The following is a 14,609-nucleotide window of genomic DNA, read 5'->3' as shown; positions in this document are numbered from 1 at the left end:
TAATTCAATTTCCCAATATGTAAACGTATAAGGGCTTTCTATGTGATTCTGTATATAAGAGAATAATGATGTTTCCGTATAAGATGTTGGCACGTCACTAGGAGTATTAAAGTGATAGAGAACTTTTCCGTTTTCCTCTACAACTTGAATCCAATCATTTTTCTCTTTAATTAAGTCTTTTACTTCAGCCTTTAACGAAATTTCGCCATCTTCTGAAGAGATATATCTGGAAATCGTAAAACTATCAGCATCTGGAATGTTCGGTTCGTATGAAGTACTCGTAACAAGAAAAAATAAATAAGTGAAAGCCGCTACTACAGCAATTAGTAATGTAACTAAAACAAATACGTGTTGCATGATAAACTGGATAATAAGTCGTTTATTAAAGTTCATATCGTCACCCTACTTTGTAATGAACTTATAGCCAAGCCCGCGAACAGTTTTTATATATTCTGGTTTACTTGGGTCTTGTTCAATTTTTTCACGTAGTTTTCGAATGTGGACCATAACGGTATTATCATCGCCATTATAGGCAGGTGCTCCCCAAACTTTCTCGTATATTTCTTCTTTCGAAAATACATAGTTCGGATTCTCGCAAAAGAAGAGTAATAGCTGAAATAGCTGGGCGGAACATTCGACAACATGTCCATTTACTGTAAGCTCTGCGGAATAGCGATCAATTTCAAATCTGCCAAATGAACTGGATTGTGCTTTTTGTTCGTGTGTCATTACTTGCTTCATATGTCTTCGGAGTTGTGCTTTCATACGAGCTACTACTTCAAGTGGATTAAATGGCTTCGTAATATAATCATCTGCACCGTGTGAAAATCCAGATATTTTATCTAAATCAGATGTTTTAGCTGTGAGGAAGAAGATAGGGCAATCTGTTTTCTGTCGAATGATGGGACAAATATCAAAACCAGATTGTCCAGGAAGCATGACATCTAAAATAATTAAGTCGTAATCGTTTTGCTGAGTGAGAGATAAAGCTATTTCAGCTGATGTTGCAGTTGTAATATGAGAAAAACCTTCTTTTTCAAGAATGGTAGTTAGTAATTGTAAAATTGCTGTTTCATCATCAACGAGCAAAATATTTGCTTCATACATAAAAAATCCCTCCTAATTTCCTCGAATATCATATCATCTTTCGGTAACTTATGGAATTTTTAAGGAAATTTTAAGGTTTTCTTTCTCAAAAAATTAAGAATCAAATGATATGATAAAAGTAACATAGGGGAGGAGATGAGTGTGAATCCGTTTCAAACGATGCGAGCTAGATATTTTTTAATTGTATTTGCACTATTAACTGTAGTTGCAAGAGCCAGTAATGAATTGATAGAAAATACATTTCATATGCAAAATTCTACTTTTATAAATATTCTTATATTCTATATTCTGCCGATTACGTGGATTTTTTTTGAGTATAAAAAACACCGTGTTGCATTTTCATTATTTATTAATAGAAATGAAACATTTAACCTGGTGCAAGTTTTATACATTACGATCATGTTATGCGTGTTTAGTTATGGATATCTTATTTTGTACATGTATAGCTTTGCGTGGATTACACCGACATTTATTATGAACGCATTACGTGAACCGATTATGGATAGAACTGGAGGATATGTTTATCAAGTTATTATGGTCGTATTCATCGCACCAATTATTGGGGAATTTGTTTTTCGCGGATTTTTACTGCAACGCTTCGCAGCAAAATGGGGAACGAGTATAGCGATCATTGTTGTAGCAATATTGTTTGCATTGTTACACGTTGATTTCCTAGGTGCAATTGTATTTAGCGTTGTACTATCAATCGTATATATTCGTACGAATAGTTTACTCATGCCAATCGCTATTCACATGTTAAACAATGCATTTGTAATCGGTGCTTCTTTTTTAATAAATAAAGAAGAGATAATGAGTTTTGCAGATTTCTCAAATTATACGACGTTCTTTCCAGGACTTATTATTTTTATAACAGGATTAAACCTAGTACTCATCTTTTTATTTGTTAACCGCAAATATTGGAGTAAAGAAATGCCCGCTATATATGTAGAGCAGGAAAAAAGCTTTTCAGACGTCGTGGGGAGTAAATGAGATGAAGAAGACGATTGAAAAAATATTGAAAGACATTATAGATTCTACGTCTATTACAGATATGTGTGATAAAAGCGTTTGTTATTGGCTGCAACCTGTAGTAGATACGATTGTGTTTCCGGAGTATTACTTATTTTCTAGTACTCATGTAAAAGAAAATATTATTTCTCTTCTCATTGTGTTAGGAGTTTTACTACTATTTGGTCTAATTGTAGAAGAAATGATGAAGCGCATATTCAGAAAAAATGAAGAGAAGTATATGTGGGTTCATAAAGTATTCGAGAAAGTAATAGTGGCTTTCCTTTTGTTTTATAGTATGAAAACAATCATTTACTTTATAGCTTTGAAACATCATTCATTCTAAATTTGAAAGGGATGTATAAAATTATATGAATGAAACAATATCATCAAATAAGTTTTTTTATTTGATTGTGCTTAGTATAGTGCTAATAACGACAGTCAACGTTATTCTTCGCTGGGAGGAAGCTTATTTCTTTATGTATTTAGCACTTCATTTGCTAGGGATTTTATGTATTAGTGGCGGTGTAGTTGCTGAAAAAAAGAGTGAAGAAAGCGTTAATTATATGTGTGTGACCGGTCTTATTTTACTTTTAGCTGTACAAGGTATTATGAAATATAGTTCTTTTTCTTTACAAGATTTTAGCTTATTAATGGATATACTTCCTTAAGGAGGTACGCTATGTTATCTAAGAAGCAAATAGGATACGTACTAGTTTTAATTGGATTTTTTACGCTTATTGTAACGACTTTATTTTTTCAAGACTATGAATATATACGCTATATAAAAGGCGTTGGTTTAATATGCTGGGTTGTAAGTACGTTTCTTATCCCAGAGTATGAACCGAAGAAAGCGTCTAAAGGTAGGTAAAACTCTTCTTTATGTAGAAGAGTTTTTTTATGTAAATAAAAGGATCTCGAGCAATTCGCGTAATAAGCTTGTTCTAATTTAGCATGTACGAACTTACAATAATAATAGACAGGCAGCATAGAGGAGGGAATAGCGTGAGGAAGGTTATCGGGTGGTCGCTTTTTTTGTACGTTGGGTTTGCGTTATTTATATATTGGTATTTATTTGGATGGAATCATGAACTAATTCCTGACATGTACAAAGGAACGAGTGCAGATCCAGAAACGTTTATGAATGCAAGAGAGCTTACGCTAAGCCAAGATTATTCGCGCGTGAAAAATTTACTGTATTTTTTAGCTACGCCTCTTGAATGGATTATTTTATTATTTGTACTTGTGCTCGGTATTTCAAAAAAGTTTGAGAAATGGTCGAAGGAAACGACGAAAATAAGTGTCCTGCAAGTTGCGATTTATTTCTTTTATTTATCATTACTTACAACAGTTCTTGCCTTGCCGATGCAATGGATTAGCCGAAAAGTTTCCGTTGATTACGGCATTTCAACGCAAAGTACACAAAGCTGGATAAAAGATCATGTTATCGGTTTTTGGGAAAGTTATGCAACTATGTTAATTGTAGTTACGGTTCTTCTATGGCTTATTCGCAAATTCCCGAAGAGATGGTGGTTAGCAGGGTGGGCACTCTCTGTTCCATTTACAATCTTTTTAACATTCATACAGCCTGTCGTGATTGATCCACTGTATAACGACTTCTCGACGCTAAAAGATAAAGAATTAGAAACGAAAATTTTAGCGATGGCAGACAAAGCTGATATTCCAGCAAAACATGTATATGAAGTAAATATGTCGGAAAAAACGAATGCATTAAATGCCTACGTAACAGGAATAGGACTTAACTCGCGTATTGTAATGTGGGATACGACGCTTAAGCAATTAAAAGATAAAGAAATTTTATTTATAATGGCCCATGAAATGGGGCATTATGTTATGAAACATATATATTGGGGCGTTGCGAGTTATGTGTTGCTATCGTTTATAGGGATGTACCTCATTAGTCGTATTATAAATATGTGTATTCGAAAATGGGGAGATACGCTGCAAATTTCAAAAGCAGCATGTTTCTCAATTTTACCTTTATTTTTCTTAATTTCTTCTGTCCTCTCTTTTGTATCACAGCCAGCGACAAACTACGTTTCTCGTATAGAAGAACGAGCAGCAGATCAATATGCTTTAGACATGACGAAGGACGGGAAATCTGGTGTAAAAACGTTTCAATATTTATCAAAAACGAGTTTAAGCCAAGTAAATCCTCCTGCGTTAGTGAAGTTTTTCTTATACACACATCCACCAATTTTCGAAAGAATTCATACGTTTGAACAATATGAAAAGGAAAAGAAGCGGTAGTGTACTGCTTCTTTTTTTTATGCGTTATTCGAGTTTTGGAAAATTATAGTGTATAATATATGGAATATTCAGTGAAAAGTTTAGGAGGTTAATATTTTGTTTCATTCAAAATCAATGCCGGCTATAAAAATGATCCTTTCGATGTCTATTTTCGGATCAATTGGATTTTTCTCTGTTCAAACAGGTTTACCGTCTTTTGAATTAGTATTCGTTCGTTGTATTTGTGCGACTATATTTTTAGCATTATGTTGGCTCGTAACAGGACAATATAAAAGTGAGCAATGGAATAAAAAAGAAGTCATGCAAATATTAGCATGCGGTATATTTCTCGTTTTTAACTGGGTATTTCTATTTAAAGCATTTGAAGTTATGTCGATTACAATTGCGATTTCAGTTTATCATCTAGCACCCATTATCGTATTAATGATTGGTAGTATCGTATTTAAAGAGAGACTTACAATGTTTGCTGTTTTGTCCATTGTCATTTGTTTTATCGGTACAGTGTTAGTGGCTGGAGTAGATGGAAGTCTATCACTTGAAAAACTTATGTCATCTGGCATGGTATGGGCACTACTTGCGGCACTATTTTATGCTTTTACTACTTTACTAGGAAAAGGAATTCAGCATACGAGCGCATATGCGATGACATTTTTACAAACATTTTTAGGTATATTTTTATTGCTACCATTCGTAGACTTTGGCAAGTTTCAAGGGTTAACAGAGATGAATTGGATGATGATTACAGCGACAGGTCTTATACATACTGGATTTGTATATTACTTATTTTTTGATAGTTTAAGAGATTTATCTACTAGAATGATTTCTGTATTAGTATTTTTAGATCCTGCGGTTGCAATACTATTAGATACCGTCTTTACTGGTTTTAGACCGACTAGTATGCAAATAGTAGGAATTGTTCTTATATTTGTAGGAATGGCATTTACTTTTCGAAAAACGAAGGATGAAAAAATAATAGTAGAAGAAAAATTCTATTCTTAATTGTAAACAATTAGGTTTAATTACATTTATAATTTTCAGATTTCTTGTATAATATAATTTGCAGGGAAATAAAGGAAAAGGTAGATGAGAGAGATGAAAAAGCTAGTAAAGATTGCGACATCACTAACTTTAATGGGGGGAATATTTGTAAGTGCAAATGGTGTGTCTGCAAATACAGATGTTATCAAAAAATCTAGTCCTAATATTATGATAAAGTTTGATGATGTAACAACAGATCATTGGGCATATGATGAAATTACAAATTTAGTATATCATCGCATTATGTATGGTTATGGAAATGGTAAGTTTGGGACGGAAGATCATATAACACGTGAACAAGCGGCAGCAGTATTGTACCGCGCACTTCATGTAAAAAGAAGTGCGACTATTGGAAATCCATATGGAGATATTAGTGGGAAATCAACTATGTTCCCTTACGAAATTTTACGCTTAACACAGCTTGGTATTTTTAAAGGAGACGAAAATGGGAATTTCCGTCCGAAAGATACATTGACTCGTGCAGAATTAGCACAAATTTTAACGAAAGCATATGAGTTGAAAACAAAGAGTCCACATACATTTACAGATATACCAGAAAATCATTGGGCAAGGGATGCAATTAGCGCATTGCAGTCTAATAAAGTAGCGGTAGGAACGGGAGATGGCAAGTTCCAGGCTGAAATGCTCGTTACACGTGGGCAATTTGCGAAGTTTTTACAACGATCAATTGATAATTCTCCAGGGAAAATGGAATAGATAAAGAGAAAGCTCATAATTTGTGGAAGAGGTATCTTTCGCTCATTATGAGCTTTTGTTAATAGAGAGGTTACTATTGTCGTATGTTGTAGTTAAGTCGATATAATTGCATTTTTTGTCTAGAAAATGAACTCTTAAAACGTGAAGGATTTCTTTTAAAAAAAGTAGAATATTTATATTATAGAAACATCTTTACATGAATACAGGAAAGAAAATTGGTTTGCGCACAATTCGGTATAAAAGTTGAAATTGAGAGCGAATTGGCTCTCCTTTAGTAGTGATTTTCACAATAATAGATTTTTTAAATGTAATATATTGCATAAATGGTGCAAAGGCAACATATGTAATATTGGAAAGGATTTCAGTCTATTATTTTCCGTTTTTTCAAATGGAGGTAAAGGGGAGAGGGCAATGAAGAAGAATATGTTACGTATAATGGCAACGGTAACTATTATGGGTGGTTTGTTTGTAAGTACGAATGTTCCAAACGTAAAAGCAGAAGAATATCCAGAAATGATTGTGTTTGATGATGTTCCAGTAAACTACTGGGCATATGACGATATAATGGATGTAGTATACAATAAAGTAATGTTAGGGTATGGAAATGGTAAGTTTGGTGTAGGTGATAATGTAACAAGAGAACAAGTAGCAGCAGTGCTGTATCGTACATTGAATTTGAAAAAGGAAGGACCTTTAAAAAATCCATATAAAGATATTTCTGAGAGAGCAACAATGTTTTTAGATGAAATTTTAGTATTAACAGAGCATGGTATTTTTAAAGGTGATGAAAAAGGAAACTTTAGACCAACTGCACCAGTAACACGCGCAGAAATGGCACAAATTCTTACGAATGCATTTACATTTGAGGTGAAGAAGAACCATACATTTAAAGATGTACCAAATAATCATTGGGCAAAAAATGCGATTAGTGCACTACAGTCTAATCATGTCATAGTAGGAACAGGAAATGGGAAATTTGAACCGAATAAAGTTGTAACACGTGAGCAATATGCAACGTTTTTAAATAGAGCTGTTTTTTATTTTCCAGTAAAAGATGAAGATTATGAATGAAAGTTAAAATATAAGGATGTTTAAGTTATATTAATATAATATATATCAAGAAAAAAGCGTGGGAATTCCACGCTTTTTTCTTATTTAAAATTATTTGTAATTATATCGATTTTCTATTCGTAATTTAGTTTTTCGAATTTAGTGGATAAGAAGAGATTGAATAAAGTAACTTTTTATTGTTTAAATATACGGTTTAGTAACTTCATTGTTAATAAAGTGTAAATAAAAGTATGTGAAATATAGTTCATAAATTAGACAAAAATTACATGGGAATTATATTGTTACGCTTCCATTAATTCTTTATATTAGAAAAAAATATGTTTTTAGGGAGAGAATACTTTGAAGAAAAAAGTTTTAAAAGTAGCAACAGCTTTAACAATTATGGGTGGAGTAGCATTTAGTGCTGAAGGGACAACAGCAAAAGCTGAATTAGCTGCAAAGCCACAACAAGCAAGTCAGGCAATCTTTAAAGATGTACCAGCAGGACATTGGTCTTATGAAGCAATTCAAACTTTAGCAGAACAAGAAATTATGCTTGGTTATGGAAATGGGATGTTTGGTTTTGGACATAACGTAACACGTGAACAAGTAGCCGCTTTAATTTATCGCACAATCGATTTCAGTGAAGCGTTCGAGGAAGGCGATATTCTTGAAAATCCATACAAAGATATTAATGAAAAGTCAACAATGTTCTTAGAAGAAATTTTAGTATTAACAGAATTAGGTATCTTTAATGGTGATGGAACTGGAAACTTTAGACCGAAAGATACATTAACACGTGCAGAAATGGCACAAGTGCTTACAGTAGCATATGAGCTAGAAGTAAAAGCAACAAAAGGATTTAAAGATGTACCAAAAGGACATTGGGCAGAAAATGCGATTAATGCAGTAGCTTCAAATGGTATTTCAGTAGGAGATGGCAAGGGTAACTTTGCTCCAAACATGAAAGTAACACGTGAACAATATGCGCAATTCTTATTTAAAACAATTTTTGAATAAATAATAGAACAAGAAGCTGGTGTTGTATAACACCGGCTTCTTTTTTATGTGTAATACCGGTGGAAGAATACAGTTTTATAAAAAATCAATTAAATTTTCAAAAAAAACTTCCTTTTCTGAAGATTTGTTATATAATATAAAACATAAAATCAAATCTGTTATAAAACAGTTTAAGAAGGGGATGCTAATATGTCGACGCAAACTTCACGGGTTACACTCGTGGGAGAAATGTTACCAGCGTACAACGAAATATTGACACCTGAGGCGCTTAGTTTTTTAAAGGAACTACATGAAAATTTCAATGAGCGCCGCATAGAACTTTTACAAAAGCGTGCGGAGAAACAAAAGAGAATTGATGCAGGGGAGTTTCCGAAGTTTTTAGAAGAAACGAAGCACATACGTGAAGCGGATTGGACAATTGCTAAATTGCCAAAGGATTTAGAGGATCGTCGCGTAGAGATTACTGGTCCAGTAGATAGAAAGATGGTTATTAACGCTTTAAATTCAGGAGCACATCTTTTTATGGCGGATTTTGAAGATTCGAATTCACCAACTTGGGAAAATGCAATTGAAGGTCAAATAAACTTACGAGATGCAGTAAAGGGAACGATTTCACATAAAAATGAAAACGGAAAAGCATATCGTTTAAATAGTAAAACAGCAGTATTAATTGTGCGCCCAAGAGGATGGCATTTAGAAGAAAAACATATGCAAGTTGACGGGAAGAATATGTCTGGTAGCTTAGTAGATTTTGGACTTTATTTTTTCCATAATGCGAAAGCTCTTTTAGCAAAAGGAAGCGGTCCATACTTTTACTTACCGAAAATGGAAAGCTATTTAGAAGCAAGGTTATGGAATGATGTTTTCGTATTTGCTCAAAAATATATCGGTATTCCAAACGGAACGATTAAAGCAACAGTATTATTGGAAACGATTCACGCTTCGTTTGAAATGGATGAAATTTTGTATGAGCTTAAAGATCATTCTGCTGGATTAAATTGCGGAAGATGGGATTATATTTTTAGTTTTCTAAAGGGTTTCCGTAATCATAATGAATTTTTACTTCCAGATAGAGCGCAAGTCACGATGACGGCGCCGTTTATGCGCGCGTATTCTTTGAAAGTCATTCAAACATGTCACCGTCGTAATGCACCAGCTATTGGAGGAATGGCAGCACAAATTCCGATTAAAAACAATCCAGAAGCAAATGAAGCAGCTTTTGAAAAAGTACGTGCGGATAAGGAGCGCGAAGCTTTAGACGGTCATGACGGGACTTGGGTTGCCCACCCGGGACTTGTACCAGTCGCAATGGAAGTATTTAATCACATTATGAAAACGCCGAATCAAATTTTTAGAAAACGTGAAGAAATACATGTTACAGAAAAGGATTTATTAGAAGTACCAGTGGGAACGATTACAGAAGAGGGTCTTCGTCTGAATATTAGCGTAGGTATTCAATATATTGCATCTTGGTTAAGCGGCCGGGGAGCAGCACCAATTTATAACTTAATGGAAGATGCGGCAACAGCGGAAATTTCTAGGGCACAAGTATGGCAATGGATTCGCCATGAAGGTGGAAAATTAAATGATGGCCGTAATATTACACTTGAATTAATGGAAGAGCTAAAAGAAGAAGAGTTAGCAAAAATAGAAAGAGAGATTGGTAAAGAAACCTTTAAGAAAGGGAGATTCCAAGAGGCGACAACGTTATTTACAAATCTCGTTCGGAATGATGAATTCGTACCATTTTTAACATTACCGGGTTATGAAATTTTATAAAAAGTGAAAAGGGGATGGAACAAATGAAAAACGAAAGAATCGAGAAATTACAAGAGAGCTGGGAACTAGATACGCGTTGGAAAGGGATCACACGTCCATATTCGGCAGAAGATGTAATTCGCCTGCGCGGGTCAATTGATATTGAACATACGTTAGCGCGCCGCGGTGCTGAAAAGCTTTGGGCATCGCTTCATACGGAAGATTATATTAACGCACTTGGCGCATTAACAGGAAACCAAGCGATGCAACAAGTAAAAGCTGGGTTAAAAGCGATTTATTTAAGTGGCTGGCAAGTAGCAGCAGATGCAAACCTTTCTGGGCATATGTATCCAGACCAAAGTTTATATCCAGCAAATAGCGTACCTGCTGTAGTAAAACGAATTAATCAAACGCTTCAACGTGCGGATCAAATTCAGCATATGGAAGGAAGCGGTGATACAGATTATTTCGTACCAATTGTAGCAGATGCAGAAGCTGGATTTGGCGGACAATTAAATGTATTTGAACTGATGAAAGGTATGATTGAAGCGGGTGCATCAGGTGTGCACTTTGAAGATCAATTATCTTCAGAGAAAAAATGCGGTCATTTAGGCGGAAAAGTATTACTACCAACGCAAACAGCGGTGCGTAATTTAATTTCGGCACGCCTGGCGGCAGACGTAATGGGAGTACCGACAATTATCGTTGCAAGAACTGATGCGGATGCAGCAGATTTAATTACGAGCGATATCGATCCTGTTGATAAAGCGTTTATTACAGGAGAAAGAACACCAGAAGGATTTTACCGTACGAAAGCAGGTCTTGACCAAGCGATTGCACGTGGTTTAGCATACGCTCCTTACGCAGACCTCGTTTGGTGTGAAACATCTGAACCAAATTTAGAAGATGCAAAACGATTTGCGGACGCAATTCATAAAGAGCATCCAGGGAAATTGCTTGCATACAACTGTTCACCTTCATTTAACTGGAAACAAAAACTAGATGAGAAAACAATTGCGAGCTTCCAAAAAGAAATCGCATCTTACGGTTATAAGTTCCAGTTCGTAACACTTGCTGGATTCCACTCATTAAACTACGGCATGTTCGAATTAGCACGCGGCTATAAAGAGCGCGGCATGGCAGCGTACTCTGAACTACAACAAGCAGAATTCGCAGCAGAAAAACACGGCTACTCTGCAACTCGCCATCAACGAGAAGTAGGAACAGGTTACTTTGATGAAGTAGCACAGGTGATTACAGGTGGTACTTCATCAACGACAGCATTAAAAGGATCTACAGAAGAAGCACAATTTACGAAATAAAAGGAAGGGGCCCCTTTTTGAAGGATGCCCCTTATTATTTTTCGCACGATTCGAGAGTAAATGAAAATATATCGACGATTTTTTCGATATATCTATCATAACTTAAAATATATCAACGATTTTTCAAATATATCGACGATTCGACAAAGAATATCGACTTACCGACAAAAAAAGACAATATGATCAAATCCACTCAGCTCCATGATCACGAATAAACTTCATATCTTTTTCATAATGCTCTAAATGTCCTTCATCAATCATTCTTTGGAAATTCAAGTCGCCTTCTTGCGCTTTTCTTTTCATATACGTACATAACGCTTCTAGGCGTAGTAGTATCATTCCTAAGTAATCTTCGTCCATACTTTTCCCGTAGGACTGAACAAACAATTGCACTCTTTCTTTTATACGATCAGCATGTTGTGTTGATTCATAACGAATTGCCTCGCCTGATTCCGTATAATACACTCTACTTAAAGGAACACAAGTATACAGTGTATAAGCGATATCCCAAATTCTTGGTCCGGGAGCAGTAACATCGAAATCAATAATACCTACTGGTTTCTCGTTATTAAATATAATGTTATATATAGCAAAATCATTGTGGCATAAAACCTCAATGTTATTTGGGGTATGGTCCATAGGTTTCCAATCATCTAATAATGGAAAGTCACTTACAGCATCATGATAAAGGCGAAGCATCTTTGCTATTTCTTTTAACACATCATTAGATTGCATATATTCTTTTAAAGGATAATTCCCAGCCTCTCCTTCAATAAAAGATAAAATCTCTCTATTTTTCTCATCTATACCTAAAAACTTTGGTGCGTAATGAAAACCTTTGTTTTCTAAATGCTGTAATAACTTATGAACTTTTGCACTGTCTGGCTTCAATTCTCGTCGAACAGTATTTTTAGAACGATATACGTTTGAGACGTTTCCCCCTGTAAGCTTTTCTTCTTTGGCGTAGTTTGACATTACATCCCCTCCATTAAAGTGTTGTCAGATTACAGTTTAACACTTAGAAAGAAGAATGTAATCGCATTCAAATAAGATATTTATAATTATATACGAAACTTAACTTGTCAGTTATTTTCAAAAAAGATTGTACATTTCATTTTAAGTATGCTATGATAATGTCAGTTGAATAGTTAAATTAAGCAATCCATATATTATCAAGTGCTGGAAACGAACGAGAAAAAGTATGTGAGAACTAGTTTATGTTTCGTATTTGATAATGTGTGGATTCTTTTTTTAGATAGGAAAACTAAAAATTTAAAAAAATGTATTTTCTTAGGAGGAAATAATTATGGCAGTAACAGGACAAGTAAAATGGTTTAACAACGAAAAAGGCTTCGGTTTCATCGAAGTTCCAGGCGAAAACGACGTATTCGTACATTTCTCTGCAATCGAAACTGATGGTTTCAAATCTCTAGAAGAAGGTCAAAAAGTTAGCTTCGAAATCGAAGATGGTAACCGTGGACCTCAAGCTAAAAACGTAATCAAACTATAATTTTATAGTTTATTATGGAAAAAGGATGGCAGCTGCCATCCTTTTTTTGTTGTGGAGAAAGTCTTTCCATCTTAAAATTCGGCGGGAGACCAACTCCCTGTTAACGCCCAATTGTTGAGGGCTGATTAAAGTTTCACTTTATTTGTTGTTTTGTCTACATCTGAAATGGGTAAATCTGCGCCATATAGGCTTTGATTCATATCTTTTTTGTTAGAATTTTGTTCGTCTTGAGATGATGTTTCTAACATTTGTTCTTGCTCCTTACTAGGGGTATTCAGAGCATCTGATGGGACGCTATTAATCTGTTGTCTTAATAGACTTTTTTTCTCCATATTATACAGCTCCTTTTTGGAATTAGATAAAAAACGAATGTAATCATAAATAATCACTTATATATTTTGTGTTTTGAAGTGGAATTATATACAAAACTTATATTGCAGATTTAACGAGTTAAAAAGTTGCTAGTGATGTATAAAGTTGAAGTTCTTAATAAAAAATAAAAATGGGTAACATGTGCAAGTATTTTTTAACGTAGTGGATAATTTTTTAATATGTAATAATATTAGAAAATAAAGGGGATACAGGGACACTCGGAAGAAAATATGAAAAAGAGTAAAAGGCTTTCCAAAATGGAAAGCCTTTTACTCTTCTTTTTCAACCTTTTTCTTCGCGCGTTTCTTACATTCAGAGCATTTCGATTTACGAAAAGGCTTTGCAAAAAATAATAGAATGAAAAATAAAGCGAATATAATGCTAGCTGAGTTTTTCACGATTATGATGTTGTTATTTTTCATGTGAATCGTTGGTTGCATTTCTTTTTCTTCCATAGCGGACCTCCATATATTGGATTTTTATTTTAATTATAGCAAAGTTAATTGTCTTAATGATGCGAAATGAGGAAGTAGTTGTAAATATTTATAGGTAGTATAAATAGATTTTGTATAGGTTTATTATTACAAAAACTATATATTTTTATTTTATAATTTAAAAGGTATTTGACAAATAATAAAGTATTGTAAAAAAGCGGAATCTGTAAGCCATTTCCTTTTCATAGATGCTAAAATTATACATGCAGCTGCTAATATAAATAGAAAAAAGGAGATAGTGGAATATGGAGAATAAAGTGGAACGCTACGTCGAAAACTATGTTGTAAATAAAAATACAATGGCCTTACTTCCTGTAATTCTCAGTGAAAAGAAAATTGTTACGCGAGTTGTTGAAGTGCAAGACTCTTTTTTCGTATTTCAAAAACCTCTAGATATTATAGAAAGAAGTTGTCGCAAGCATGGTTCTAGTTTCTTAGGCAGAAAAGAAGGAACGAAAGAGCTAACTCACATTACACATAAAGCACCAATTGCGATTAGTCCGACCGATCAACTTTATTTTTTCCCTACCTATTCGTATTCTAGAAAAGAGTGCGCGTGGTTATCTCATTTTTATATTGAAAGCAATAAAGAATTAAAAGATGGAAACCTTATTATTAGATTTATAAATGGTTTTGCGGTGAAGTTAGAGATATCGAAAACTAGTTTTGAAAATCAACAAAATCGTACTGCGAAATTGCGAACGGAGTATGAAGATCGTAGGAAAAAACAAGGGAATCCTTGTTTTAAAGAGGTTGATCAAAGGGATGAATCAACATTAAGACCAGCTTATGAGAAAGTGTATTTTGTTAGAGAAGAGGATGTATGAGAGGAAAAGGATGGGGTGACTCATCCTTTTTGATTTCATTATATATCCAGTTTACGTTGTAAGATTTATAAACAAAACGAGAGAAATGTACAAACTTTTTGTTCTCTAAGGGCTT

The 14,609-nt window shown here is 34.2% G+C and carries 17 protein-coding genes and 1 pseudogene; 13 read left to right on the top strand and 5 right to left on the bottom strand.

What is annotated here, in order from left to right:
- Both MR079_RS20005 and MR079_RS20000 read right to left on the bottom strand, forming a co-directional pair.
- Positions 1-393 (bottom strand): annotated as a pseudogene (locus MR079_RS20005) (sensor histidine kinase); the annotation flags it as partial.
- 9 nt (positions 394-402) lie between these two features.
- A complete protein-coding gene (locus tag MR079_RS20000) occupies positions 403-1,107 on the bottom strand; it encodes a response regulator transcription factor (RefSeq protein ID WP_139868757.1) in 705 nt (234 codons plus the stop codon).
- Positions 1,108-1,248: 141 nt separating this feature from the next.
- On the opposite strand from MR079_RS20000, the gene MR079_RS19995 reads away from it, so the two are divergent.
- The 11 genes from MR079_RS19995 (at position 1,249) to aceA (ending at position 11,291) form a co-directional block, all read left to right on the top strand.
- Positions 1,249-2,097 carry a CPBP family intramembrane glutamic endopeptidase gene (locus MR079_RS19995; RefSeq protein WP_242294497.1) on the top strand — a complete coding sequence of 283 codons (849 nt, stop codon included), beginning with the start codon at positions 1,249-1,251 and terminating at the stop codon, positions 2,095-2,097.
- Position 2,098: 1 nt separating this feature from the next.
- Positions 2,099-2,461, top strand: coding sequence for a hypothetical protein (locus tag MR079_RS19990; protein ID WP_139868755.1), 363 nt, complete (start codon positions 2,099-2,101; stop codon positions 2,459-2,461).
- 25 nt (positions 2,462-2,486) lie between these two features.
- Positions 2,487-2,786, top strand: a complete 300-nt coding sequence (locus tag MR079_RS19985) for a hypothetical protein (RefSeq protein ID WP_242294496.1) — start codon at positions 2,487-2,489, stop codon at positions 2,784-2,786.
- Positions 2,787-2,797: 11 nt separating this feature from the next.
- Positions 2,798-2,986: a hypothetical protein gene (locus MR079_RS19980; RefSeq protein WP_074615152.1), complete on the top strand. Its 189-nt coding sequence runs from the start codon at positions 2,798-2,800 to the stop codon at positions 2,984-2,986.
- A gap of 134 nt (positions 2,987-3,120) precedes the next feature.
- The gene (locus MR079_RS19975; RefSeq protein ID WP_139868753.1) at positions 3,121-4,386 is read left to right on the top strand and encodes a M48 family metallopeptidase; all 1,266 of its coding nucleotides are present in this window, start codon (positions 3,121-3,123) and stop codon (positions 4,384-4,386) included.
- Between the two features lie 96 nt (positions 4,387-4,482).
- Positions 4,483-5,385, top strand: a complete 903-nt coding sequence (locus tag MR079_RS19970) for a DMT family transporter (RefSeq protein ID WP_139868751.1) — start codon at positions 4,483-4,485, stop codon at positions 5,383-5,385.
- 84 nt (positions 5,386-5,469) lie between these two features.
- Entirely contained in the window at positions 5,470-6,141 is a 672-nt protein-coding gene (locus tag MR079_RS19965; protein WP_242294495.1) for an S-layer homology domain-containing protein, read from the top strand.
- Positions 6,142-6,552: 411 nt separating this feature from the next.
- The gene (locus tag MR079_RS19960; protein ID WP_087951633.1) at positions 6,553-7,212 is read left to right on the top strand and encodes an S-layer homology domain-containing protein; all 660 of its coding nucleotides are present in this window, start codon (positions 6,553-6,555) and stop codon (positions 7,210-7,212) included.
- A 339-nt stretch (positions 7,213-7,551) separates the two neighbouring features.
- Entirely contained in the window at positions 7,552-8,211 is a 660-nt protein-coding gene (locus MR079_RS19955; RefSeq protein WP_242294494.1) for an S-layer homology domain-containing protein, read from the top strand.
- A 189-nt stretch (positions 8,212-8,400) separates the two neighbouring features.
- The gene (gene aceB, locus MR079_RS19950; protein WP_242294493.1) at positions 8,401-9,990 is read left to right on the top strand and encodes a malate synthase A; all 1,590 of its coding nucleotides are present in this window, start codon (positions 8,401-8,403) and stop codon (positions 9,988-9,990) included.
- 23 nt (positions 9,991-10,013) lie between these two features.
- A complete protein-coding gene (gene aceA, locus MR079_RS19945) occupies positions 10,014-11,291 on the top strand; it encodes an isocitrate lyase (RefSeq protein WP_000787354.1) in 1,278 nt (425 codons plus the stop codon).
- 183 nt (positions 11,292-11,474) lie between these two features.
- On the opposite strand, the gene MR079_RS19940 is transcribed toward aceA, so the two are convergent.
- Positions 11,475-12,266: a phosphotransferase gene (locus tag MR079_RS19940; RefSeq protein WP_242294492.1), complete on the bottom strand. Its 792-nt coding sequence runs from the start codon at positions 12,264-12,266 to the stop codon at positions 11,475-11,477.
- A gap of 331 nt (positions 12,267-12,597) precedes the next feature.
- Between MR079_RS19940 and cspA the strand changes: the two genes are divergently transcribed.
- Positions 12,598-12,801: an RNA chaperone/antiterminator CspA gene (gene cspA / locus MR079_RS19935; RefSeq protein ID WP_000301518.1), complete on the top strand. Its 204-nt coding sequence runs from the start codon at positions 12,598-12,600 to the stop codon at positions 12,799-12,801.
- A 125-nt stretch (positions 12,802-12,926) separates the two neighbouring features.
- Here the strand turns inward: cspA and MR079_RS19930 are convergent, their stop codons facing one another.
- Together MR079_RS19930 and MR079_RS19925 are read right to left on the bottom strand one after the other, a co-directional pair.
- Positions 12,927-13,133 (bottom strand): hypothetical protein, encoded by a 207-nt coding sequence (locus MR079_RS19930; RefSeq protein WP_139868741.1) that lies wholly within the window; start codon positions 13,131-13,133, stop codon positions 12,927-12,929.
- Between the two features lie 309 nt (positions 13,134-13,442).
- Entirely contained in the window at positions 13,443-13,628 is a 186-nt protein-coding gene (locus MR079_RS19925) for a hypothetical protein (RefSeq protein ID WP_242294491.1), read from the bottom strand.
- 284 nt (positions 13,629-13,912) lie between these two features.
- Here MR079_RS19925 and MR079_RS19920 point away from each other — a divergent pair, with 284 nt between their 5' ends.
- Positions 13,913-14,494: a competence protein ComK gene (locus tag MR079_RS19920; RefSeq protein WP_242294490.1), complete on the top strand. Its 582-nt coding sequence runs from the start codon at positions 13,913-13,915 to the stop codon at positions 14,492-14,494.
- Positions 14,495-14,609 lie beyond the last annotated feature (115 nt).

Source organism: Bacillus cereus group sp. BfR-BA-01381 (assembly GCF_022663555.1).
Classification (GTDB): Bacteria; Bacillota; Bacilli; order Bacillales; family Bacillaceae_G; genus Bacillus_A; species Bacillus_A pacificus.
Note: the sequence above shows the minus strand (reverse complement) of the source record. Positions and strands in the feature narration are given on the sequence as shown.

Excerpts from the sequence above, each read along its gene's own strand:
- MR079_RS20000 (WP_139868757.1), bottom strand. The coding sequence starts at position 1,107 with ATGTATGAAGCAAATATTTTGCTCGTTGATGATGAAACAGCAATTTTA.
- MR079_RS19990 (WP_139868755.1), top strand. The coding sequence starts at position 2,099 with ATGAAGAAGACGATTGAAAAAATATTGAAAGACATTATAGATTCTACG.
- MR079_RS19985 (WP_242294496.1), top strand. The coding sequence starts at position 2,487 with ATGAATGAAACAATATCATCAAATAAGTTTTTTTATTTGATTGTGCTT.
- MR079_RS19980 (WP_074615152.1), top strand. The coding sequence starts at position 2,798 with ATGTTATCTAAGAAGCAAATAGGATACGTACTAGTTTTAATTGGATTT.
- MR079_RS19965 (WP_242294495.1), top strand. The coding sequence starts at position 5,470 with ATGAGAGAGATGAAAAAGCTAGTAAAGATTGCGACATCACTAACTTTA.
- MR079_RS19960 (WP_087951633.1), top strand. The coding sequence starts at position 6,553 with ATGAAGAAGAATATGTTACGTATAATGGCAACGGTAACTATTATGGGT.
- aceB (WP_242294493.1), top strand. The coding sequence starts at position 8,401 with ATGTCGACGCAAACTTCACGGGTTACACTCGTGGGAGAAATGTTACCA.
- aceA (WP_000787354.1), top strand. The coding sequence starts at position 10,014 with ATGAAAAACGAAAGAATCGAGAAATTACAAGAGAGCTGGGAACTAGAT.
- MR079_RS19940 (WP_242294492.1), bottom strand. The coding sequence starts at position 12,266 with ATGTCAAACTACGCCAAAGAAGAAAAGCTTACAGGGGGAAACGTCTCA.
- cspA (WP_000301518.1), top strand. The coding sequence starts at position 12,598 with ATGGCAGTAACAGGACAAGTAAAATGGTTTAACAACGAAAAAGGCTTC.
- MR079_RS19930 (WP_139868741.1), bottom strand. The coding sequence starts at position 13,133 with ATGGAGAAAAAAAGTCTATTAAGACAACAGATTAATAGCGTCCCATCA.
- MR079_RS19925 (WP_242294491.1), bottom strand. The coding sequence starts at position 13,628 with ATGGAAGAAAAAGAAATGCAACCAACGATTCACATGAAAAATAACAAC.
- MR079_RS19920 (WP_242294490.1), top strand. The coding sequence starts at position 13,913 with ATGGAGAATAAAGTGGAACGCTACGTCGAAAACTATGTTGTAAATAAA.